The sequence below is a fragment of the Nocardioides ferulae genome (genome assembly GCF_003660455.1).
GTDB classification, from domain to species: Bacteria; Actinomycetota; Actinomycetes; order Propionibacteriales; family Nocardioidaceae; genus Nocardioides; species Nocardioides ferulae.
The window spans coordinates 1-22,297 of sequence record NZ_QZVR01000013.1 but is presented as its reverse complement, the minus strand read 5'-3'; the positions used below and the strand labels follow the sequence as shown (position 1 = coordinate 22,297).

20 protein-coding genes are annotated in these 22,297 nt (G+C 71.9%); 8 read left to right on the top strand and 12 right to left on the bottom strand.

The genetic code is table 11. The annotated features are described in order from the left end of the window. The first annotated feature begins 17 nt into the window (after positions 1-17). Together D6B71_RS14655 and ppdK are read left to right on the top strand one after the other, a co-directional pair. Complete coding sequence (locus tag D6B71_RS14655; protein ID WP_121256330.1) at positions 18-806, top strand: NUDIX hydrolase; 789 nt, start codon at positions 18-20, stop codon at positions 804-806. A gap of 91 nt (positions 807-897) precedes the next feature. After that, positions 898-3,582, top strand: a complete 2,685-nt coding sequence (gene ppdK / locus D6B71_RS14650; protein ID WP_206051779.1) for a pyruvate, phosphate dikinase — start codon at positions 898-900, stop codon at positions 3,580-3,582. Between the two features lie 178 nt (positions 3,583-3,760). On the opposite strand, the gene D6B71_RS14645 is transcribed toward ppdK, so the two are convergent. The 5 genes from D6B71_RS14645 to D6B71_RS14630 form a co-directional block, all read right to left on the bottom strand. After that, the gene (locus tag D6B71_RS14645) at positions 3,761-4,282 is read right to left on the bottom strand and encodes a hypothetical protein (RefSeq protein WP_121256328.1); all 522 of its coding nucleotides are present in this window, start codon (positions 4,280-4,282) and stop codon (positions 3,761-3,763) included. After that, complete coding sequence (locus D6B71_RS14640) at positions 4,279-6,414, bottom strand: molybdopterin oxidoreductase family protein (RefSeq protein ID WP_240641433.1); 2,136 nt, start codon at positions 6,412-6,414, stop codon at positions 4,279-4,281. Before D6B71_RS14640 ends, D6B71_RS14645 begins: the two co-directional genes overlap by 4 nt. A 29-nt stretch (positions 6,415-6,443) precedes the next feature. Continuing rightward, positions 6,444-6,668 carry a hypothetical protein gene (locus tag D6B71_RS23535; protein ID WP_240641434.1) on the bottom strand — a complete coding sequence of 75 codons (225 nt, stop codon included), beginning with the start codon at positions 6,666-6,668 and terminating at the stop codon, positions 6,444-6,446. Between the two features lie 244 nt (positions 6,669-6,912). Next, positions 6,913-7,851 carry a co-chaperone YbbN gene (locus D6B71_RS14635; RefSeq protein WP_121256326.1) on the bottom strand — a complete coding sequence of 313 codons (939 nt, stop codon included), beginning with the start codon at positions 7,849-7,851 and terminating at the stop codon, positions 6,913-6,915. Between the two features lie 32 nt (positions 7,852-7,883). Then, the gene (locus D6B71_RS14630) at positions 7,884-9,110 is read right to left on the bottom strand and encodes an acetyl-CoA hydrolase/transferase family protein (RefSeq protein WP_121256324.1); all 1,227 of its coding nucleotides are present in this window, start codon (positions 9,108-9,110) and stop codon (positions 7,884-7,886) included. 212 nt (positions 9,111-9,322) lie between these two features. Here D6B71_RS14630 and D6B71_RS14625 point away from each other — a divergent pair, with 212 nt between their 5' ends. Further along, positions 9,323-11,134, top strand: coding sequence for a sensor histidine kinase (locus D6B71_RS14625; protein ID WP_126688286.1), 1,812 nt, complete (start codon positions 9,323-9,325; stop codon positions 11,132-11,134). Between the two features lie 9 nt (positions 11,135-11,143). On the opposite strand, the gene D6B71_RS14620 is transcribed toward D6B71_RS14625, so the two are convergent. The 4 genes from D6B71_RS14620 to D6B71_RS14610 form a co-directional block, all read right to left on the bottom strand. Next, the gene (locus tag D6B71_RS14620) at positions 11,144-11,671 is read right to left on the bottom strand and encodes a PH domain-containing protein (protein WP_121256320.1); all 528 of its coding nucleotides are present in this window, start codon (positions 11,669-11,671) and stop codon (positions 11,144-11,146) included. A gap of 18 nt (positions 11,672-11,689) precedes the next feature. Next, positions 11,690-11,854 (bottom strand): hypothetical protein, encoded by a 165-nt coding sequence (locus D6B71_RS22850; protein ID WP_164519687.1) that lies wholly within the window; start codon positions 11,852-11,854, stop codon positions 11,690-11,692. 112 nt (positions 11,855-11,966) lie between these two features. Beyond that, entirely contained in the window at positions 11,967-12,968 is a 1,002-nt protein-coding gene (gene meaB / locus D6B71_RS14615) for a methylmalonyl Co-A mutase-associated GTPase MeaB (RefSeq protein ID WP_420846332.1), read from the bottom strand. After that, positions 12,965-14,158, bottom strand: a complete 1,194-nt coding sequence (locus D6B71_RS14610; protein WP_121256318.1) for an acetyl-CoA C-acetyltransferase — start codon at positions 14,156-14,158, stop codon at positions 12,965-12,967. The genes meaB and D6B71_RS14610 overlap by 4 nt, the downstream gene beginning before the upstream one ends. Before the next feature lie 235 nt (positions 14,159-14,393). Here D6B71_RS14610 and mce point away from each other — a divergent pair, with 235 nt between their 5' ends. The 4 genes from mce (at position 14,394) to D6B71_RS14590 (ending at position 18,863) form a co-directional block, all read left to right on the top strand. Next, positions 14,394-14,843 (top strand): methylmalonyl-CoA epimerase, encoded by a 450-nt coding sequence (mce, locus tag D6B71_RS14605; RefSeq protein WP_121256316.1) that lies wholly within the window; start codon positions 14,394-14,396, stop codon positions 14,841-14,843. 150 nt (positions 14,844-14,993) lie between these two features. Further along, a complete protein-coding gene (gene ccrA, locus D6B71_RS14600) occupies positions 14,994-16,331 on the top strand; it encodes a crotonyl-CoA carboxylase/reductase (protein ID WP_121256314.1) in 1,338 nt (445 codons plus the stop codon). A 124-nt stretch (positions 16,332-16,455) separates the two neighbouring features. After that, complete coding sequence (locus tag D6B71_RS14595; RefSeq protein ID WP_121256313.1) at positions 16,456-17,709, top strand: coiled-coil domain-containing protein; 1,254 nt, start codon at positions 16,456-16,458, stop codon at positions 17,707-17,709. After that, positions 17,706-18,863, top strand: coding sequence for an AI-2E family transporter (locus tag D6B71_RS14590; protein WP_121256311.1), 1,158 nt, complete (start codon positions 17,706-17,708; stop codon positions 18,861-18,863). The genes D6B71_RS14595 and D6B71_RS14590 overlap by 4 nt, the downstream gene beginning before the upstream one ends. 18 nt (positions 18,864-18,881) lie before the next feature. Here D6B71_RS14590 and D6B71_RS14585 read toward each other — a convergent pair whose 3' ends face one another. The 3 genes from D6B71_RS14585 to D6B71_RS14570 form a co-directional block, all read right to left on the bottom strand. Beyond that, the gene (locus D6B71_RS14585; protein WP_164519686.1) at positions 18,882-20,060 is read right to left on the bottom strand and encodes a hypothetical protein; all 1,179 of its coding nucleotides are present in this window, start codon (positions 20,058-20,060) and stop codon (positions 18,882-18,884) included. Further along, the gene (locus tag D6B71_RS14575) at positions 20,053-20,580 is read right to left on the bottom strand and encodes a SigE family RNA polymerase sigma factor (RefSeq protein ID WP_240641425.1); all 528 of its coding nucleotides are present in this window, start codon (positions 20,578-20,580) and stop codon (positions 20,053-20,055) included. The genes D6B71_RS14585 and D6B71_RS14575 overlap by 8 nt, the downstream gene beginning before the upstream one ends. An 82-nt stretch (positions 20,581-20,662) precedes the next feature. Then, positions 20,663-21,655: an EamA family transporter gene (locus tag D6B71_RS14570; protein ID WP_121256303.1), complete on the bottom strand. Its 993-nt coding sequence runs from the start codon at positions 21,653-21,655 to the stop codon at positions 20,663-20,665. Between the two features lie 47 nt (positions 21,656-21,702). On the opposite strand from D6B71_RS14570, the gene D6B71_RS14565 reads away from it, so the two are divergent. After that, positions 21,703-22,239, top strand: a complete 537-nt coding sequence (locus D6B71_RS14565; RefSeq protein ID WP_121256301.1) for a CGNR zinc finger domain-containing protein — start codon at positions 21,703-21,705, stop codon at positions 22,237-22,239. The last annotated feature ends 58 nt before the right edge of the window (positions 22,240-22,297 follow it).

The window sequence follows — 22,297 nt, the reverse complement described above, 5'->3', positions numbered from 1 at the left end:
CTGGCTATCGTGGCCGCGTGAGCAAGCAGCCGACCACCGTCACCACGGTCGCCGAGGGAGTCGCCCGGATCAGCTGGCTTCCCGACGTGCACGTCTCCGGCCTGGGGTCGGCCGTCGACGTCGTACGCCGTGAGGTCGAGGCCGCTCTCGCCGCGCACGTGCGGGTCGAGGCCCTGGTCGACCCCGCCGACGAGGCGGCGCAGCGGGTCGCGACCTGGTCGGGGCTGCGCCGCGAGGGGGTGATGCGCGGGGTCACCGTCGAGGGCGAGGCGGTCGACCGCATCGTCTACGCGCGGCTGCGCGACGACGTCCCCGCCCACGAGCCCGAGGGGTTCCGGGCGCTGCTCAACTCGTTCCTGCCCCGCAAGCGGGCGATCAGCCAGATGCTGGTGCGCGACGAGGACGGCCGGGTGCTGCTGTGCCAGCTGACCTACAAGCAGGACTGGGACCTTCCGGGCGGCGTGGTCGAGGTGGGCGAGTCGCCGCAGCTGGCCGTCGGCCGAGAGCTCGAGGAGGAGCTGGGTCTGGTCCTCCCCGCCGGGGACCTGCTGCTCACCGACTGGCTGCCGCCGTGGAGCGGCTGGGACGACGCGCTGTGTCTGGTCTTCGACGGCGGGGTGCACCCCGCCGCGATCCTGGACCGCGTGGTGGCCGAGCCGCGCGAGATCCGGTCGGCGGCCTTCTGCACCCTCGAGGAGGCTCGCGAGCGCTGCGCCGACTTCACCGCCCGGCGGGTCGAGAGCGCGCTGCGCAACCTCGGCGGCGCCCCTGCGTACGTCGAGTCCGGGAGCCCCGTCGAGAGCTGAACAGGTGAGTTGATCAGGGCTACCACAACTCGTTTGCTTTCGGGACTTCGAGGGGACTTACGACCCTGCCGTCCCGAAAGTTTGCAAGGGGATGATCGACCCCGTGACCAGCTTCGTCTACGACTTCAGTCAGGGCAGCAAGGACCAGAAGGACTTGCTGGGTGGCAAAGGCGCCAACCTCGCCGAGATGACCAACCTGGGGTTGCCGGTGCCGCCGGGATTCACGATCACGACGGAGGCCTGTCGTGCGTACCTCGAGGAAGGCGCCGAGCCCGCGGGCCTGGCCGACGAGGTGACCGCACGGCTCTCCGCCCTCGAGGAGACGATGGGGCGCCGCCTGGGCGACCCCGCCGACCCGCTGCTGCTCTCGGTCCGTTCGGGCGCGAAGTTCTCGATGCCCGGCATGATGGAGACCGTCCTCAACATCGGCCTCAACGACGAGTCGGTGCACGGGCTGGCCCGGGCCAACAGCAACGAGCGCTTCGCGATGGATTCCTACCGTCGCCTGCTCCAGATGTTCGGCTCCACGGTCCTCGGCATCGACAGCGAGGTCTTCGCCGAGGCGCTCGATGAGCTGAAGGAGAAGCGCGGGACCACCGCCGACCTCGACCTCGACGTCGAGGACCTGCGCGGTCTCGTCGAGACCTTCAAGGGGCTGATCCAGAGCCACGTCGGCCGGCCGTTCCCGCAGGACCCCCGCGAGCAGCTCGACCTGGCCGTGCGCGCTGTCTTCGACTCCTGGAACACCGACCGGGCCCGCCTCTACCGCCGTCAGGAGCGGATCCCCGAGGACCTCGGCACCGCCGTGAACGTGCAGGTCATGGTCTTCGGCAACCGCGGCATGACCTCCGGGTCGGGCGTCGCGTTCACCCGTGACCCCGCCAGCGGCCACCGCGGCGTCTACGGCGACTACCTGCAGAACGCGCAGGGCGAGGACGTCGTCGCCGGCATCCGCAACACCGTGACGCTGGCCGACCTCGGTGAGATCGACAAGCCCGCCCACGACGAGCTGCTCCAGATCATGGACACCCTCGAGAAGCACTACCGCGACATGTGCGACATCGAGTTCACCATCGAGGACCGCAAGCTGTGGATGCTGCAGACCCGGGTGGGCAAGCGCACCGCGGCCGCCGCGTTCCGGATCGCCTACATGATGGCCGACGAGGGGCTGATCGACCTCGACGAGGCGGTCCGCCGCGTGCACGGCGCGCAGTTGGGGCAGCTGATGTTCCCCAGCTTCGACGAGTCCGCGGCGCGCGAGCTGCTCGCCAAGGGGATGAACGCCTCCCCCGGCGCGGCCGTCGGCAAGGCCGTCTTCTCCTCCGCGACCGCTGTCGAGTGGGCCGAGAAGGGCGAGGACGTCATCCTCATCCGCAAGGAGACCAACCCCGACGACCTGCACGGCATGGTCGCCGCGCGCGGCATCCTGACCAGCCGGGGCGGCAAGACCTCGCACGCGGCCGTCGTGGCGCGCGGCATGGGCCGCACCTGCGTGTGCGGCGCCGAGGCGATCGACGTCGACGCCAAGAACCGCCGGTTCACCACCGCCGACGGTGCCGAGATCGCCGAGGGCGACCTGATCTCGATCGACGGCACCACCGGCCACGTGTACGCCGGGTCGGTGCCGGTCGTGCCGTCCTCGATCGTGCGTTGGTTCGAGGGCGAGCTCGACGCGACCAGCGACGAGCTGGTCACCGCGGTCGCCGCGTTGATGGAGCACGCCGACAAGGCGCGCCGGATGCTGGTCCGGGCCAACGCCGACACTCCCGACGACGCCTCCCGGGCGCGCCGGTTCGGCGCCCAGGGCATCGGTCTGTGCCGCACCGAGCACATGTTCCTCGGCGAGCGTCGTGAGCTGGTCGAGCACCTGATCGTCGCGGAGAACCAGTCCGAGCAGGAGAAGGCTCTCGACGAGCTGCTTCCCCTGCAGCGCAAGGACTTCGCCGAGATCTTCAAGGCGATGAACGGCATGCCGGTGACCATCCGGCTCATCGACCCGCCGCTGCACGAGTTCCTCCCGGACCTCACCGAGCTCTCGGTCGACGTCGCCCTCGAGGAGGAGCACGGCGAGCACGACGAGCGGCACCACCAGCTGCTCACCGCCGTCCGCCGGCTGCACGAGCAGAACCCGATGCTGGGTCTGCGCGGCGTCCGCCTGGGCATCGCGATCCCCGGCCTGTTCACGATGCAGGCCCGGGCGATCCTGATGGCGGCCGCCGACCACCTCCAGGCCAACGGCGACCCGCGGCCGGAGATCATGGTGCCGCTGGTGGCCAGCGTGAAGGAGCTGGAGATCATCAAGGCCAAGCTGGAGCAGGTGGCCCGCGAGGTCGAGCAGGAGCGCGGCATCACGATCCCCCACAAGATCGGCACGATGATCGAGATCCCTCGAGCCGTGGTCACCGCCGACAAGATCGCCAAGGTGGCGGAGTTCTTCTCCTTCGGCACCAACGACCTGACCCAGCTGACGTGGGGCTTCTCGCGCGACGACGTGGAGGCCGAGTTCTTCTCGACCTACTTCGAACAGGGCGTCTTCCAGGTCTCGCCGTTCGAGTCGCTCGACACCGAGGGTGTCGGCTCACTGGTGCGCACCGCGGTCGAGCTGGGCCGCAAGGCCCGTCCCGACCTGCACCTGGGCGTCTGCGGCGAGCACGGCGGCGACCCGCACTCGATCCACTTCTTCGACCAGGTCGGTCTCGACTACGTCTCCTGCTCGCCGTTCCGGGTCCCGGTGGCGCGGCTGGAGGCCGGCCGGGCGGCGCTCGGCGCGGAGTAGCGAGCCGGTCCACACTCACACCGCCCCGTCGTCCTGGTTCGCCAGGGCGGCGGGGCGGTGGTCTGTGTGCGGTCAGGCTGAGCAGCGCCTGGCGGCGGTCCCGCTCGTCCTCGTGCGCGACACCGGCATCATGGCCTCGGCGGCTCGTGCCCTCTTATCGTTCATCTCGCGTCGCCGCTCAGCCGGTGACCATGATCTGGGCCGCGGTCTCCTTGACCTTCGCGTTGGCCCAGCGCATCTGGCGCAGGGTCTCGGGGTGGCACTCCTGACAGACGCCCAGGAGCTCGCGGTCCTGCATGGCCTGCGCGGTCTGCGCGAGCACCTCCCAGTCGAGGGAGACGCCGGCGGCATCGCGATGGATCCGGCGCAGGTCGGCCAACAGGAGCAGGGTCGGCTCGTGGAACCGGCCGGTGAGCTCGGTGCCCTTCTGCTTGATCGGTGCCAGCGGCGTGGCGTCGTCCTCGGCGTCCGGATCCAGGTCGAGGCCGTAGTCACCGCCGACCTCGGCGAGCCGGCGGACGTGCTCCTGGGACCAGCGAGCGATGTCGCGAGCGACGTAGAAGATCTCGTGGTCGACCTTGTGCTGGTCCGAGACGTGCAGCAAGGCCGCCGCGAGGTCGTTCTCGGAGCGGTGCAGCTCCTCCAGCGCCGCCCCCACCTTGTTGCCGTGCAGGCTGCGCAGCAGCTGACGGGCCCTCATCGGGCCGCTCCCGTGTTCTCGAACCGCTCCTCGGCCAACGCGGTCGGTCCGCCGCTGGTGGCGGGCACCTCCGTGGTGACCGGGCGGGACCCGGTCGTCGTGGGCGCGAGGGAGGGTCCCTCCGCCGCGCCGATCCGGTGCGCCGCCGCCGCGGCGGTCTTGAAGATCGGCTGCTTCGAGGCGGGGTCCCAGTCGGTGAGGGTGAGCTCGTTGGCCGCCCGGCCGTCGGACCCGTCCGGCCGGTGGCCGGCGTCGGTGTCCCAGTAGCCGTAGTGGAACGGCAGGAACAGCACGCCCTGCCGGATGCCGCTCACCCGGAGCCGCGCACTGACCTCTCCTCGTGGCGTGGTGACCCGCAGCAGGTCACCCTCCGTCCAGCCCTGCTCCTCGGCGTCCGCAGCCGACGCCTCCACCCAGACCTCCGGGGCCGCGGCCTGGAGCTGCGGCGCTCGGCCGGTCTTGGTGCGCGTGTGGAAGTGATAGAGCGTGCGGCCGGTGATCAGCTGGAAGGGGAACTCCTCCGAAGGCATCTCGTGCGGCGGGAGGTACTCCGCCGCCTTGAGGATCGCCTTGCCGTCGGGGTTCAGGGAGCGGTACTCGCTGGGCTCCACCGGTGCGCCGGTGACCATGTCGCGCCCGTAGCTCTCGCAGTGGTCCGGATGTGACCAGAAGTCTCCGGCGACGTAGATGTGCTCGGCGCCGTCGGGGTGCTCGTCGTTGCAGGGCCACTGGATGCCGCTGCCACCGCGCAGCTTGTCGTAGCTCAGGCCGGTGTAGTCGCACGGTCTCCCGCGCGTGCACTCCCGCCAGCCGTCGAAGGCCTCCTCGGCCGTGCGCCACTTCACCAGCGGGGCGCCGTCCTTGTCGCGCAGGTCGAGCCGGCGGGCGTAGTCGAGCAGGATCTCCAGGTCGGCCCTGGCCTCCCCCGGCGGCTCGACGGCCTTCTCCGACAGATGGACGGTGCGGTCGACGTTGGTGAAGGTGCCGGTCTTCTCACCCCACGTGGCCGCCGGCAGCACCACGTCGGCCAGTTGGGCGGTCTCCGAGAGGAAGATGTCCTGGACCACCAGGAAGAGCCGGTCCTGGGAGAGGATCTCGCGCATCCGGCGCAGCTCCGGCATCGAGACCGCCGGGTTGGTGGCGGTGACGTAGAGGAACCGGATCGAGCCGTCCTCGACGTACCGCATGATCTGCATCGCGTGCGTCGGGGAGGTGTAGTGCGGGATGTCCATCGGGTCGATGTTCCAGACCCGAGCGAGGTCGGCGATGTGCGCGTCGTTGGACCAGTTGCGGAACGCCGGCAGGTCACCGTCGGCGCCACACTCACGGGTGTTCTGTGCCGTGGGCTGGCCGTTCATCTGCAGGATGCCGCAACCGGCCTTGCCGAGCATGCCGCGGACGATGTGCACGTTGTTGACCTGGACCGCGGCCGCCGTGGCCTGGTGGGACTGGTAGAACCCCTGGAGCACGGTGGACAGCAGCCGCTCGGCGGCGCCGATGATGCGGGCGGCCTCACGGAGGTCGGAGGGCGGCACCCCGCACACCTCGGCCGCCCGCTCGACGGTGTAGCCGTCGAGCATCTTCGAAAGCTCCGCGAACCCGACGGTGTGTGCCTCGAGGTAGTCACGGTCGACCCAGCCGTGGTCGAGGATCTCGCGCAGCAGTGCGTTCATCAGCATCACGTTGGTGCCGGGACGCGGGGCGAGATGCACCCTGGCCGCCTCGGCGACAGGAGTGAGCCTGGGATCGACGCAGACCAGCTGCGGCGGGTTGGGGCCGGCCAGCCGGTCCAGGATGCGGGTCCAGAGCACGGTCTGGGTCTCGGCCATGTTGTGCCCGTAGAGGCAGATCGTGTCCGCGTGGTCGATGTCGGTGTAGGAGCCGGGCTGGCCGTCGCACCCGAAGGACTCCTTCAGCGCCGCAGCAGCGGTGGCGGTGCAGAGTCGGGTGTTGCCGTCGACGTGGTTGGTCCCGATGCCGCCGTGCGCGATGAGGCCGAGCGTGTAGTACTCCTCGAGGAACAGCTGACCGGTGGTGTAGAAGCCCACCGAGCTCGGTCCCCGCTCGGCGACCAGCTCACGGGTGCGCCCGGCGACCGCCTCCATCGCGGTGTCCCAGTCGGTCTCGACCAGCTCGCCGTCGCGGCGGATCAGCGGCTTGGTCAGCCTCTCCCGGGAGCCGTTCGCCTGCCAGCCGTAGAGGTCCTTGGGTCCGAGCCGGCCGTGTTGACCCGGTCGACCGCCCGGCCGCGGACACCGACCATCCGACCGTCGCGGACCGCGATGTCCAGCGCGTCGCCGTTGGAGTGCAGGATCGAGGCGGACTGCACCCATCGCTCCACGTCGCCGAGCTCCACCCCCTCGGCCAGGTGGCTGTCCACCCGCACCGGCCACGACTCTCCCGGCCCGTAGGGCGTGCGTGTGCCCCACGGTTCTGCGATGCGATCGACCCGAGCCATCTCTGGTCACCCTCTTCGCGTGAGTGCGGCCCGACGACGGCTGCCCCGGGGCAGCACCGCCGCCGGCGTTCACGCCTCGGGTACCACGCCGGCCCGGATCCATGCGCTGTCGCAATGATCGCGGAGGTGCCGGCGTCAGCGGCCGGGCCCCAGCAGAGGGCGAGACGAGAGGTCAGAAGAGCGCGGAGGCCAGGTTGCGCCGGCCGCGCAGCACCCGCTCGTCGTCGTTGCCGACCGCGGCGAACAGCCCCAGCAGGTGGTCGCGGGCCCGGTCGCGGTCGTCGCCGACGCTGCGGCGGACCAGCTCGACCAACCGGTGGAAAGCGTCGTCGACGTGACCGCCCAGCAGGTCGAGGTCGGCGACCATCGTCTGTGCGTCCACGTCGTCGGGGCGCTCGGCGGCGGCAGCGCGAGCGGCCTGCAGGTCGACGCCCTGGGTGCGCTGGAGCACCTTGGCCATCGCGAGCCCGGCCGCGGCCTCGGCGTCGGCGGGATTGGCGTCGACGAGCTTCTGGTACTCCGCGACCGCCCGGTCGATGTCTCCGTCACCGAGCGCGTCCTGGGCCGCGGCGTAGCGCGGGTCCACCTCGGGCTCCTCCCCCGCCGGTGCCTCGGCGTGGCGGGGCTGGTGCCGACCCGTGACGCCCTGGGCGGTGAGCTGCTGCATCACCTGGGTGAGCGCGGCGCGCAGCTCCTCGATCGGCACGACGTCCTGCAGCAGCGGCGCGGGACGCCCGTCGAGCACCGCCACCACCAGCGGGATGCTCGGGATCTGCATGGCCTGCGCGATCGAGGGGGTCGCGTCGACATCGACGAGGCCGGCCAGGAACCGGCCCTCGAACTCGCCCGAGACGGTGGCGAGGTCGTCGGCGAGCTGGCCGCTCTCGGGCATCCGGCTGCGCGAGTAGAAGACCAGCAGCACCGGCGCGGTCATCGACGCCTCGACGGTCGCCTGGAAGTTCTGCTCGTCGACCGCGACGGCGTACGACGAGACGCCGCCGGCCGTCCCCCCGGCCGCCGGGCCGGCGGCGCCGGCCGGTGGCGCGCCGGCGGGCTGCTTGAGTCCGGAGAGGTCGATGGCGCCGGGGCGGGAGAACGGCTGCTGCGTCATGGCCGCGATTCTAGAGATCGCGGGAGCTGGCGCTACCTCGGGTCGGCCAGCCCCAGCTCGACGGCTTCCTCGCGGAGCTCGTCACGAACGCTCGGGTGGGCGGCGTGCTCGATCAGCTGCCGGGCCTGCTCACGCTGGTCGCGGCCGTAGATCTCCGCGACACCCTGCTCGGTCACCACTCCGCTCATCTGGAACGAGGTCACCGGCTCGTCGACCAGCGGCACGATCGTGGAGCAGTCGGCCTTGGGGTGCCAGGACTTCAGCGCGATCAGGGCCTGGCCGCCGACGCTGTGCATGGCGCCGACGATGAAGTCGGTCTGGCCGCCGAAGCCGGAGTGAATGCGGGCCCGGATGCGCGAGGCGTTCGCCTGGGCGAACAGGTCGACCTGCAGAGCGGTGTTCACGCTGAGCATCTTGGGGTTCTGGGCGATCCGGCCCGGGTCGTTGGTGACCTCGGTGCGCACCATGTGCACCCGGTCGTTGCCGTCGACCCACTCCATCAGCTCGGGCGAGCCGAACAGGAACGATGCGGTGATCGGGACGTTGCGGTCCAGCGCGCCGACCTTCTCCAGTGCCAGCACGGAGTCGGAGAACATCTCGGTCCACACCCGCAGCCCGCGGCGTCCGGTCAGTCCGTGCAGCGTGGCGTCGGGGACCGCACCGATGCCGGCCTGCAGGGTGGAGCCGTCCTCGACGCGGTCGGCGACCAGCTGACCGATGTAGGCGGACTGCTCGTCGATCGCGGTCACCGGCGCCACCGGCATCGGCACGTCGGCCTCGACCATCACGTCGATCAGGTCGACGTCGATCTCGGCGTCGCCGAAGGTGTAGGGCATGTGCTCGTTGACGGCGGCGATCACGAGGCCGCCGCGCCGCTTGGCCGCCTCGATGGCCGCAGGGAGCACGTTGACCTCGGTGCCCATCGAGACCTTGCCGCCCCTCGGACGGGTGGTGTGGAGGAGCACGGCGTCCGGCGGCAGCGCCTGGTCGAAGAAGAGCGGAACCAGCGAGAGCCGGGAGGGGAAGTAGGCGAGCCGGGGGCTCTTGCGCTGGCCGGGGCCGACGAAGGAGGTCTCGAGCGTGACGCCCTCGCGATCCGGCAGCTCCCGCTGGCCGTTGAGCGCCCAGAGCTTGTACGACGGCAGAGCCTCGTCGACGAGCTTGAGCGTCTCCCAGGGCGTCGCGTGGTTGCCGGTGACGACCACGCGGGGGTTCTCGGGCAGGCGGGCGAGAGCAGAGGAGAGATCCACGGTCCTCATCGAACCAGACGCGCCCCAATGCCGGGAGAGGGCGAACGTCCCCCAATCGCCGGGGCCCAGGCCCCGCACCGCAGGGACGAACGGGCTCGACCGACCCTCTGGAAATCGCCCCCGGGGACGTCGTCGGTGCAGGAGGATGGCGCTTCGAGGGTCCGTGACGCGGGCCGACGGGACCCGCGGCGAGACCCGGGGCAGTGGAGGGGTTGGCGAGAGTGAGGCAGTTGCATGGACCGGGGTACGCCTCGGTACCGGTGCTGCACAGCCACCCCGACCACACCGGCTGGTCGGACTCCTCGGCCCGGGCGGTCCTCCAGCTGATGGTCGAGGCGGTCGCGGAGATGATCGGCTTCGAGGTGGCGGCCCTCTCCGTCGTCCTCGACGGGCACCTGATCACGATGGGCTACACCGGTCCCGAGGAGTTCCGCGCCCACCTGTACGAGAACGCCGACCCGGTGTCGGCGCTGGACTCGGTGCTGCACCGGGCCGAGCCGTGGGGTCGTCTGCACTTCCTCGCCGCGGAGAACTACGAGCCCGAGGATCTCGACGGCCACTGGGTGGTGGTGGCCGACCACCAGACCGACGAGCCCGACGCCTGGCACCCACACGACGTTCTCGTCGGACTGCTCACCGACGACGACGGAGGGCTGATCGGCGTGCTCTCCGTGGACCGCCCGGTGTCCGGGCGACGCCCCGACGCCCGGCAGCGCCGGCTGCTCGAACGGTACGCAGCTCAGACCGAGCGCGCGGTGCTCACCGCGTTCGAGCGCGAGGAGCTGGTGCAGCAGGTCGCGCACGCCGAGACCGCGCGTCGGCTGATCCGGGCCGCGTCGATGCCCGCACACGCCTCGCTCGAGGCCGTCCTCCAGTCCACCCACCGTCCCCTGGTCGAGGGGTTCTCGGCCGCCGGATCCTGGATCCAGGTGCTCGACCACGGCGTCGGACGCGGCTACGCGCGCGCCCGCGACGGCGACCCCGTCACGCTCTCCGACCGGATGGCCGAGCTGGCCCAGGCCCTGGCTCCTCGGCTCTGGCGCGACCAGCGGGTGCTGGTGATCGCCGACGGAGTCGATCCCGAGCTGCCGGGCCCGGGTGTCGAGCCGCTGCTCGAGGCCGCACGGCAGCAGCTGGCCGAGCTCGACCTGGCGTCGGCACTGGCGGTGGCTCTGGGCACCGGCACCGAGTGCCTCGGCTTCCTGGTCCTGACCCGCGAGAAGGACGGCCCGCCGTGGTCGTCGATCGAGGCCGCGTCGGCGCTGCAGATCGGCCACGACCTCGGGGCCGCTCTGATGACGGCGCGCGCCCTCGAACGGGAGCGCAACCTGGTCAGCGAGCTGCAGCAGCTCGACGACTACCGCAGCCAGCTCATCGCGACCCTCTCGCACGAGCTGCGCACCCCGCTCACGGTGATCTCGGGCAATCTGGAGCTGCTCGGCGACCTCGAGCTCGAGGAGCTCGCCGACCGCTATCACCAGGCGATGAAACGCGGCACCACCCGCATGCAGAAGGTCGTCGACGACCTGCTGCTGCTCGCCCGGGTCAGCGACCCTCGCCATCCGCTGGTGCGGGTGCCGGTCGACCTGCGCGACACGGTTCGCGAGGTGACCGGCCTGATCGACTCTGCGGCACAGACCCGCGGCGTCGAGCTGCACCTGCTGCTGGAGCCCGGTCCACTCGAGGTCGCCGGCGATCCGACCGAGCTCGACCGGATGCTGGGCAACCTGGTGAGCAACGCGGTGAAGTACACCCCCGACGGGGGCCGGGTCACCGTCTCGGCCCGGCACGACGAGGGACGCGTGGTGCTCACGGTCTCCGACGACGGACTGGGCATCTCCGAGGAGGATCAGCTGGGGCTCTTCCGGGCCTTCTTCCGCACCACGAACCCCGATGCGCTGGTGCAACCCGGCACCGGGCTCGGGCTGACGATCGTCGCGACGATCGCCGAGCGACACGGCGGCACGGTCGAGGTGCGCTCGCGGCTGGGTGAGGGCTCGACGTTCACCGTGACCCTGCCCCCGCTCTCCTGACCCGTCGCGTCAGTTGAGCTGCCGCCCCCGCACCCCGGAGCGCTGCACCACCCGCTGGATCGCCAGGTCCCGCTCGTAGGGCCGACCGACGTACCGGACGTCGCGCACACCCTGCTCCTGGGCGGCGGACTCGAAGCAGAAGTGCCCGAACCCGAGCAGGCGCCCGTGCAGCGGCCGGCGCACGGTGATGTCGAGGATGCGGGAGAGCGGCATGGTCGCAAGGCTCTGGCTGAGCACGCCGTGCACCCGGAAGACCCGCATGTTCGTGATCACGAACCGGTCGCGGAACACGCCGAGGGTCAGCCACGCCGCGTGCGTGAGCAGCAGGGCAGCAGCGAGCAGCGGCATCCAGGCCAGCCCGACCGGTGCCCACCCGCTGAGCAGGAAGAGCTTGACGGCGAGCACCGCCTCGAGCGCCGGGCGCAGGTAGGCGACCCAGTGGTGGGCGACCTCGTCGACGATGACCTCGCCCTCGTCGCGGAGCAGGTGCTTGCCGATGTCGGGCTCCGCCCAGGAGAGCCCGCGGGGCCGGACCATGGTCGCGGTCGCCGGCCGTCAGTCGAACTCGCCGACGAAGGCGATCAGTGCGTCGAACACGTCGCCGGTCAGGTCGACCCCGTTGCCGCCGGCCTTCTGCGCCGACTGCGCGAGACCTTGCGGATCGGTGACCAACCAGAACAGCCCGAAGGCGGCGAGAAGCGCCGCGACAGCCTTTTTCATGGGGGAAGAGCTCCATCCGTGTGACACCCGGAGTCAGGATATGGATCGGCCCGTGTCTACCTCACGGCGCAGCGCCGCACCACGCGACTCGCCGACGGCGGACGTGATGGAGTCAGGACGAGACGGTCGCGAGCAGCTCGTCGGCCGCGGTGTAAGGGTCCGATTCGCCGGCGGCGACGGCCGCGGCGAGCTCGTCCAGCTCGGAGCGCCCGTGCACGTCGCCCCACCGGGCGCGGAGGGCGGTGACCGCGATCGCCTCGATCTCGTCGCGAGCCCGGCGCGTACGCCGCCGCGTGAGCTCGCCGCCGCCCGCCAGCCACTCGCGGTGCCGGTCCAGCTCCTCGACCACCCGGTCGAGCCCCTCGCCGCGCTGGGCGACGGTCTTCACGATCGGCGGACGCCACGCCCCCTCGGCCCGGTCGGCCAGCGCGATCATCCCGCGCAGGTCACGCCGCACCTGGTCGGCGCCGTCGCGGTCGGCCTTGTTGACGACGTAGACGTCACCGATCTCGAGGATGCCCGCCTTCGCGGCCTGGATGCCGTCGCCCATGCCGGGAGCCAGCAGCACGACGGTGGTGTCGGCGAGGCCGGCGATCTCGACCTCGCTCTGCCCGACCCCGACCGTCTCGATCAAGATCACGTCGCAGCCCGCGGCGTCGAGCACCCGCAGCGCCTGCGGCGTGGTCCACGCGAGACCTCCGAGATGGCCGCGGGAGGCCATCGAGCGGATGAAGACGCCGTCGTCCAGCGCGTGGTCCTGCATCCGCACCCGATCGCCCAGCAGGGCACCGCCGGAGAACGGCGAGGAGGGGTCGACGGCGAGGACGCCCACCCGTTTGCCCTGCGCACGCAGCTCGGTGACCAGCGCGTTGGTCGAGGTCGACTTGCCGACCCCCGGCGCCCCGGTCAGTCCGACCACCTGGGCCCGGCCGGTGTGCGGCGCGAGCGCCGCCATCACCTCGCGCAACAGCGGGGACTCGTCCTCGACCAGCGAGATCAGCCGGGCCACCGCTCGCGGCTCACCGGCCCGGGCGCGCTCGACCAGGTCGGGGACCGACACCGCAGCGCGGCGCCGGCCCCCCGTGGTCGAGCCGGTGGTCGAGGTGGGACTCACGCCTCGCGGGAGGGGACCCGCACGATCAGCGCGTCGCCCTGGCCGCCGCCGCCGCACAGCGCGGCGGCGCCCACGCCGCCGCCCCGGCGCTGGAGCTCGAGGGCCAGGTGCAGCACGATCCGGGCACCCGACATGCCGACCGGGTGGCCCAGCGCGATGGCGCCGCCGTTGACGTTGACCTTGGCGTTGTCCAGGCCCAGCTCGCGGGCCGAGGAGATGCCCACCGCGGCGAACGCCTCGTTGAACTCGACCAGGTCGAGGTCGGTGGGGGCGATGCCCTCCTTCTCGCACGCCTTGGCGGTCGCGGCGGCCGGCTGGAGCTGGAGCGTGGAGTCGGGGCCGGCCACCTGGCCGTGGGCGCCGATCTCGGCCAGCCAGGTCAGGCCGAGCTCCTCGGCCTTGGCCTTGCTCATCACGACCACGGCCGCGGCGCCGTCGGAGATCTGGGAGGAGGAGCCGGCGGTGATCGTGCCCTCCTTGTTGAAGGCGGGCCGCAGCTTGCCCAGCGACTCGGCGGTGGTGTCGCCACGCACGCCCTCGTCGGACGACACGACGACCTCGCCCTTGCGGGTGCTGATCGTGACGGGGACGACCTCGTCGTCGAAGATGCCGTTCTTCCACGCGACGGCGGCCTTCTGGTGCGACTGGGCGGCGAACTCGTCCTGCTCGGCGCGGGTGAGGTTCTGGGCGGCCGCGTTGCACTCCTCGGTCAGCAGGCCCATCGCCTGCGAGGTGACCTGGTCGAAGAGCGCGTCGTAGGCCATCGAGTCGACGAGCTTCACGTCGCCGAACTTGATGCCCTCACGCGACTTCGGCAGGAAGTGCGGCGCGTTGGTCATCGACTCCTGGCCGCCGGCCACGACGATGTCGCACTCGCCGGCGCGGATCAGCTGGTCGGCCAGGGCGATCGCGTTGATGCCCGAGAGGCACACCTTGTTGATGGTCATCGACGGGACGTTCATCGGGATGCCGCCCGCGATGGCGGCGGTGCGGGCCGGGTTCTGGCCGGCACCGGCCTGGATGACCTGGCCCATGAGCACATAGTCGACCTGGTCGCCGCTGACGCCGGCCTTCTCGAGGGCGCCCTTGATGGCGACCCCGCCGAGCTCGGCTGCAGAGAGGTCCTTCAGACCACCGGAGAGGCGACCGATGGGGGTGCGAGCCCCCGCGACGATGACGGATCCGGACATGGGGTTCCTCCAGGCGTGGAGCGGTGATCGGACGACGCCGGGGCACCGGGCCCCGACTGAGGGGACCATACCCACGAGTCACCGGTGCCGCGAGGGGCGTCCGCCGCGGCCCGTGAGGCGCTCGTCACAGCGACGACAGGTCGAGCGCGGCACACGCCTCACGCGACGGGGTCCGCGTCGGGACCAATGACCCCTCCCGTTGCATGAGATGCCCCGGGCGGGGAACGATCGGGCCATGAGCGCAGACCTCCAGATCCCCGAGCACCTGTTCACCGCGATCGACCACGTGGGCATCGCCGTCCGCGACCTGGACGAGGCCATCGAGTTCTACGAGAAGACCTTCGGCATGCGCCTGGCGCACCAGGAGGTCAACGAGGCCCAGGGCGTGCGCGAGGCGATGATGGCGGTCGGCGAGTCCGGCTCCCACGTCCAGCTGCTCGCGCCGCTCAACGAGGAGTCGACGATCGCGAAGTTCATCGAGCGCTCGGGAGTGGGCATCCAGCAGATGGCCTACCGGGTCACCGACGTCGAGAAGGTCAGCGCGATCCTGCGCGAGCGCGGCGTCCGCCTGCTGTACGACGCCCCGCGCCGCGGCACCTCCGAGTCGCGCATCAACTTCGTCCACCCCAAGGACGCCGGCGGCGTGCTGGTCGAGCTGGTGGAGCCCGCGGGCGCCGCGCACTGACCCAGACTCCCGGTCGGCCCGCACCCTTGCCCCACAGGTCGGCAGGCGCCACGCTTGGCCCGCCCCCGGGAGACCCGCGTCACAGCGGGTGTTCACTTCGGTTACCCATGGGTATCTTTCGCGCAACGCACCCCACGACCAGGAGCTGACGTGCAGAACATCCGCGACGCCATCCTCGCCGGCGACACCTCTGCTGAGGACTTCGCCAACCTCGACCTGCCCGAGTCCTTCCGCGCCGCCACGGTGCACAAGGACGAGGTAGGCATGTTCGAGGGCCAGTCCACGAAGGAGAAGGACCCCCGCAAGTCGCTCCATGTCGACGAGGTGCCGCTGCCCGAGCTCGGGCCCGGTGAGGCGCTGGTCGCCGTGATGGCCAGCGCCATCAACTACAACACCGTGTGGACCTCGATCTTCGAGCCGGTCTCGACGTTCGGCTTCCTCGAGCGCTACGGCCGCACCTCGCCGCTGGCCAAGCGGCACGACCTGCCCTACCACATCGTCGGCTCCGACCTGGCCGGCGTCGTGCTCAAGACCGGCGCCGGCGTCCACCTGTGGAACCCCGGTGACGAGGTCGTCGCGCACTGTCTGTCGGTGGAGCTCGAGTCGCCCGACGGCCACGGCGACACGATGCTCGACCCCGAGCAGCGGATCTGGGGCTTCGAGACCAACTTCGGCGGCCTGGCCGAGATCGCGCTGGTCAAGGCCAACCAGCTGATGCCGAAGCCGGACCACCTCACGTGGGAGGAGGCCGCCTCCCCCGGTCTGGTCAACTGCACCGCCTACCGTCAGCTGGTCTCCAAGAACGGCGGCCAGATGAAGCAGGGCGACAACGTGCTGATCTGGGGCGCCTCCGGGGGCCTCGGCGGGTTCGCCACCCAGTACGCCCTCAACGGCGGCGCCAACCCGATCTGCGTGGTCTCCTCCGACGAGAAGGCGGAGATCTGCCGCTCGATGGGTGCGGAGCTGATCATCAACCGCAACGCGGAGGGCTACAAGTTCTGGAAGGACGAGCACACCCAGGACCCCAAGGAGTGGAAGCGGTTCGGCTCCCGCATCCGTGAGCTCACCGGCGGCGAGGACATCGACATCGTCTTCGAGCACCCCGGCCGGGAGACGTTCGGGGCCTCGGTCTACGTCACCCGCAAGGGCGGCACGATCACCACCTGCGCCTCGACGAGCGGCTACATGCACGAGTACGACAACCGCTACCTGTGGATGAACCTCAAGCGGATCGTCTCCAGCCACTTCGCGAACTACCGCGAATCGTGGGAGGCCAACCGCCTGGTCGCGAAGGGGAAGATCCACCCGACCCTCTCGAACACCTACCCGCTCGACGAGGTCGGCCAGGCGACGCTCGAGGTCCACAAGAACCTGCACCAGGGCAAGGTGGGCGTCCTCTGCCTGGCCCCCGAGGAGGGCCTGGGCGTCCGCAACGCCGAGATGCGGGCCGAGCACGAGCCCGCCATCAACCGGTTCCGCGGGGTCTGACCTGCGCTCTCGAAGAACCCCAGCACCCCGGCTCGGCGACACGCTGAGCCGGGGTGCTCTTCGTTGGGGCGATCGTGGAGGATGGGGCTGGTAGCCGCCGCCCACAGCCTGACGAGGGAACACCATGAACGACCAGGGTCTGTCCATCTTCGACGACGAGCCGGACACCGACGAGGCCACGAGTCCCGACGCGGAGGAGACCCGCGCCTTGCCGGTGGTCCAGGAGCAGCAGCCCGCCGCGCAGCAGCCGCCCGCCGAGCGCACCCAGCGCACCACTCCGGTGCCCGCACCGGCGGCGCCGCGGCCCACCCCCACGGCCGCGAAGGCCACCCCCGGGCCGGTGCTTCCGCCCGCCGCGCCGACCGCTGCCGCCCCCGGACTCCCCGTGGTCCGGCGCGGCGGCTACGACCGGGCGGCGGTCGATGCCCGGTTCCGCGAGCTGGCCGGGGAGCAGGCCGCGCTGCGCGCCCACACCGTCGAGCTCGAGCAGCAGCTCACCGCGGCTCGCGCCGAGCTCGAGCGGGCCCGCGAGGAGCTCGCCGAGCACCAGAACCCGTCGTACGCCGGTCTGGGCGGCCGCGCGAGCGCGATGCTGCGGCTCGCGGAGGAGGAGGCCGCCGAGATCCGCGGCATCGCCGAGCGGGACGCCGCCGAGATCCGCGAGCAGGCCGCCCGCGACGCCAGGGCCACCCGGGCCGACGCCTCCCGCGAGGCCGAGGACATGCGCGTGGTGCAGCTCAAGGAGCTCGACGAGCAGCGCACCCGGGCGATGGCCGACGCCGAGCAGGAGCGCAGCCTGGCCCGCAGCGAGGCCGAGGACCTCCTCGCCTCCGCGCGCCGCGAGGCCGAGCAGCTGCGGCTCGCGGCTCAGCAGGAGGCCTCCGAGCTGCGCACGTCGGCGGTTCGCGAGGCCGAGCAGGCCCGGGCCGCCGCGGACCGCGAGGTCCAGGAGGCCCGCCGGGCGCTGGCGGTCGAGAAGGAGCGGCTGGCCCGCGAGGCCACCGACCACCACAACAGCGCCATGAGTGAGACCCGGCGGCTGGTCGAGGAGGCCGAGCAGCGCGCCGACGCCGCCGAGACGCGCTCGCGCCAGGCCACGGAGCAGGCCACCCAGTACCGCCAGCAGGCGCAGAGCGAGTCCGAGGCGCTGCTGGTCCGGGCCCGTCGCGAGGCCGAGCAGATCGTGGCCTCGGCCCGCTCGCAGGCCGAGTCGATCACCTCCACCGGGCAGGCCGAGGCCGAGCGCGAGGCGGCGGCGACCCGCGCCGAGCTCGAGCGCCTCACCAAGCGGCGCGACGCGATCGTCGCCCAGCTGTCGTCGCTGCGTGACGTCATCTCCGGGTTCGCCGGCGATGACGAGGCCGAGGACCGCAGTTGAGCGAGGGCCGGCCGCCCCGACCAGCGGGGCGGGACGGCGGGGACGACCGGGTCCCCGACGGTGACGCCGCGATCGACCTCAACCCCAGCCAAGACGTCGACTACCTCGGCGAGCTGGGCGCCCCGCTGTCGCGGCACTCCCCGTTCGTGTGGGGGTTCTTCGGCGGCCTCGGACTGTTCCTGGCCTTCTGGCTGGGCGAGCAGATCGTCTCGATCAGCTCGGTGCTGGTGCTGGTCGTCGTCGCGATGTTCCTCGCCGCCGGGCTGAACCCCTCGGTCGAGGCGATCGAGCGACGGGGGCTGGGCCGCGGCTGGGCCGTGCTGGCCGTGATCGTGGGCGTGCTCGTGGCCCTGGCGCTCTTCCTGCTGGCGATCGTGCCGGTGATCGCCGAGCAGGTGCGCTCGATCACCGACAACGCCCCCGGGTGGCTGGCCACCCTGGAGGAGAACCCCAAGGTCCAGGAGCTCGACGAGCGCTACGGCGTGATCGAGAAGGCCGAGAAGTACATCGAGGACGGCGGCTACGCCAGCAGCCTGTTCGGCGGTGTCCTGGGCGTGGGGCTCGCGGTTCTGTCCGCGCTCGGCAACGCGTTCATCATCGTGGTGCTGACGCTCTACTTCCTCTCCTCGCTGCAGACCACGAAGAACGCGCTCTACCAGCTGGCTCCGGCCTCCCGGCGGGAGCGGGTGAGCCTGCTCGGTGACCGGGTGCTGCGCGGGGTGGGCGGCTACGTCTCGGGGGCGTTCATCGTCGCCACCGCAGCCGGTGTCTCGTCACTGGTGTTCCTGTTCGCCGTGGGCCTGGGCGAGTACGCCCTGGCGCTGGCGTTCGTGGTCGCCCTGCTCGACGTGATCCCGATGATCGGCGCCACCATCGGCGCGGTCATCGTGACCCTGATCGCGTTCGCCGAGGACCCCACCATCGGCATCGCCTGCGCGATCTTCTACCTGATCTACCAGCAGGTCGAGAACTACCTGATCTACCCGCGGGTGATGTCCCGCTCGGTCGACATCCCCGGCGCGGTGACGGTGATCGCCGCGCTCGTCGGCGCCGCGCTGCTCGGCGTCGTCGGTGCCCTGCTCGCGATCCCGACCGCCGCGGCGATCCTGATGCTCGGCAAGGAGGTCGTGGTCAAGCGCCAGGATGCCCGGTGACGGCGCGACGGACGCCCCCTAGCCCTGCATGCCGATGAAGTAGTCGTAGACCCACGGCGCCGACGGGCCCACCAGCACCGAGCCGACCCCGCCGCTGGCCCAGGGCCGCACGGTCGCCTCGGTGAGGCGGCGCTGAACCGGCGCGGGCGTGAACCAGTCGCCGGTCGTGACGTGGCCACAGGTGAGATCGAAGACCGTGCGCTCGCGCAGCCTCAGGTCGGGGTCGGGACTGTAGGGGTCGAGGTACGTCGCCTCGAGCACCACCACCTCCGAGGTGTCCTTGCACAGCACGTCACTGGGCGGGGCCGCGTCGACGGCTGCGAGGGTGCCCTCCACGTCGCCGGCGGCCACGTCGGCGGAGTAGACGAGGTCGAGCGGTCCGTCACCGTCGAGGCGCCGGTAGGCACAGATCCGTGCGACATGCAGGTCGCCGCGTCCCTCGACCGTCGTCTCGCGCACGGGAGGGGGCGGCTGGTCGCGCACGGCCCGGCAGGCTCCCGGACCGGTCTCCGTGGCGGAGGCGAGGATCCGGGCGCGGAGCTCGGCGTCTGCTGTCGCCACCGTCACGGAGGCACCACCCACGACGACGGTCTCCTGCACGTAGCCGTCGCCCAGCTCGACGGTGCCCGGCTCGAGCGCCGCGCCCAGCCACACGTACGGCGCCTCGGGCTGCGGGTACGGCGCCCCCACGCACATGTCGGACTGCAGGACGGGACGCCCCACGTAGGGCAGGGAGGCGTCGGCGTTGACCAGCTTCTGGCCGGCGGCGGTCACCATCGCCCCCGGGCCGCCGCAGAGCGCGAGGTCGTCGCCGGCGACCGGCCTGATCGGGGCGGCGCCCCAGCCCCAGTCCGGCGGCACGGACACCTCGAGTCCCCGCCAGCTCTCCACCCGCCAGCCGGCCGGCACGCTCGTGTCCGCGGGGTCCACCGCGGTCGTGCTGGGACCGGCCGGGTCCCGTGGCGCGTCGCGGCCCCGGTCACCGTCGACGGCCACCGCGACACCCGCCACCGCGACCACCGCCGCGGCCGCGAGTCCGGCGCTCACCCGTCCTGCTCGGCGACGCCGGGCGGCCGCCCGGGCCCGCTCGACCACCGGTACGTCGATCGCCGCCATCCGCGAGCGTCGCTCGAGGGCTCCACGCACCCGGCGCTCCAGCTCGTCGTCGCTCCATCGGTCACTCGTCGGCTCAGTCATGGCCGTGCTCCCCTGCTCGCAGCTGGGCCCTCAGAGCCGTGAGGGCGCGGTGGACGTAGGAGCGGGCGGTGGCCTCCGAGCAGCCCAGGACCGCGCCGATCTCGGCGTACTCCAGGTCCTCGTAGTAGCGCAGCACCACCGCGGCCCGGGGTCGCGCCGGCAGCCCACCGCACATCCGCCACACGGCGTCGTCGGTGGCGACCCGGTCGGCCGGGTCGCCGTGGAGGGCGGAGGGCGGGACGTCGCGCACGTCGGCGACGCTCAGCTCCCGACGCCCCGCCTTCCGCCACGCGGAGACGTGCGCGTTCACGACCATCCGCCGCACGTACGTGTCCGGATCGGCGGTCCGCGACACCCGCCCCCACTTCTCGCAGGCCCGGGTCAACGCGGTCTGCACGGCGTCCTCGGCCGCGTGCTGGGAGCCGGTCAGCAGGTAGCCGAAGCGCAGCAGCGCCGGGGCGCGGGCGGTCGCCCACTCCTCGAAGGTCGGCGCATCCGCCGCCCTGCTCTGCTCGGCCACCCCCACATCCATGCACAACACACGCCGCAGCCGGACCGTGCGTGGCAGTGCGACACGAACTTTCTGCCCGGCGAGCGGACCGTCAGGTGGTGACCGGCACGTCGGAGACGGCGGTGGTCCGCTCCCCCAGCTTCACCGCGATCACGCCGACCAGGATCAGCACACCGCCGGCGAGCTGGATCGGCCGGGGCAGCTGGTCGAGCAGCAGCCAGGCGAAGACGACGCCGAGGACGACCTCGAGCAGCGCGACGAACGAGGCGAGCCGCGACCCGAGCCGGCGGCCGGCCGCGATGCCGGTCGTGTAGGCGATCGCGGCGGTGACCAGGGCCAGCAGCAGCAGCGGCACCCACCACTCGACGGCGCGCCCGGCGTAGACGACCGTGCCGGTCGCGGTGTCCATCGGCATCAGGCCGACGAGCCCGAGCAGTCCGAGCAGCACCGCGCCCACCAGCAGCCCCGCCCCGGCCAGCGCCAGGGGCGGCAGCCCGTTGCCCTCGTCGGCCGAGATCACGAAGTACGCCGCGGCGCCGACCATCGCCGCCAGCGCCCAGGCCACCCCGACCACGCTGAGGTCGGCGCCGGAGAGCAGGTCGAGCACCAGCACCAGGCCGAGCGCGGCCAGGCCGGCACCGACGAGCGTGACCGGCCCCGGTCGCTCGCCGTGGCGCAGCCAGAGCCAGCAGACCACGGCCGCGGGCGCGGTGTACTCGATGAGCAGGGCGGGCCCCACCTGCATGTGCTGCACCGCGGAGAAGTAGCAGAACTGGGCGCCCGCGACCGCGAGCGTGCCGTAGAGGCCGATCAGGCCGACGTTCTCGCGGAGCACCCCCCAACGGCCGCGCAGCGAGCGCAGCGCGAAGGGCAGCACCACCGCCGCCGCGCCACCGACTCGCACCAGGACCACCGCACCGGCGCTCCACCCACGCTCCAGCAGCGGGCTGGCCAGTGCACCGGACATGCCGAACGTGGCTGCGGATACCACCGCGAACAGCAGACCCGACGCGAACCGCGAGGACGGCGCCCCTGCGGGGAGCGATGCGCCAGGAGTCGATCCACCCACCGCGTCATGAGCCATCGCCGTCATGGAACATGACATTACGGGCCCTGAGGTAACCTGTCAACGTGCCCTTCACTCATGACACCGAGGTGTCGCTGCAGGCCGCGGTCGCGCTGGTGAACAGTCTCGACGGCGACGTCGACGAGCTCGACGGCGTCGCCGCGCTCGACGCGTTCTACGAGCGCTTCGAATACACCGGCCGCCACGACCGCACCAGGGCCGAGCTCGACGATGTGCGCGCCCTCCGCCTCCGGCTGCGCGAGCTGCTCACCACCGACCGCGACCACGCCGCCGGCATCGTCAACGAGCTGCTGGCCGACGCGCAGGCGGTGCCCCAGCTGGTCCGCCACGACCGCTGGGACTGGCACCTGCACGCGGTGGTGCCGGACGCGCCGCTCGCCACGCGGATCGCGGTCGAGACCGCGATGGCGATGATCGACGTCATCCGCTCCGACGAGATGTCCCGGTTGGGCGTCTGCGACGACGCCGACTGCCAGGGCGTCGTCCTCGACCTCTCCCGCAACCGGTCGAAGCGCTTCTGCAGCACCGCGTGCGGCAACCGGAACGCCGTGGCGGCCTACCGCGCGCGGCAGGCTCGGTAGCGCCGGGCGATCGAGGCGGCGGCCACCCGACGGTGGCCGCCGCTCCGCGGGTCCGCTC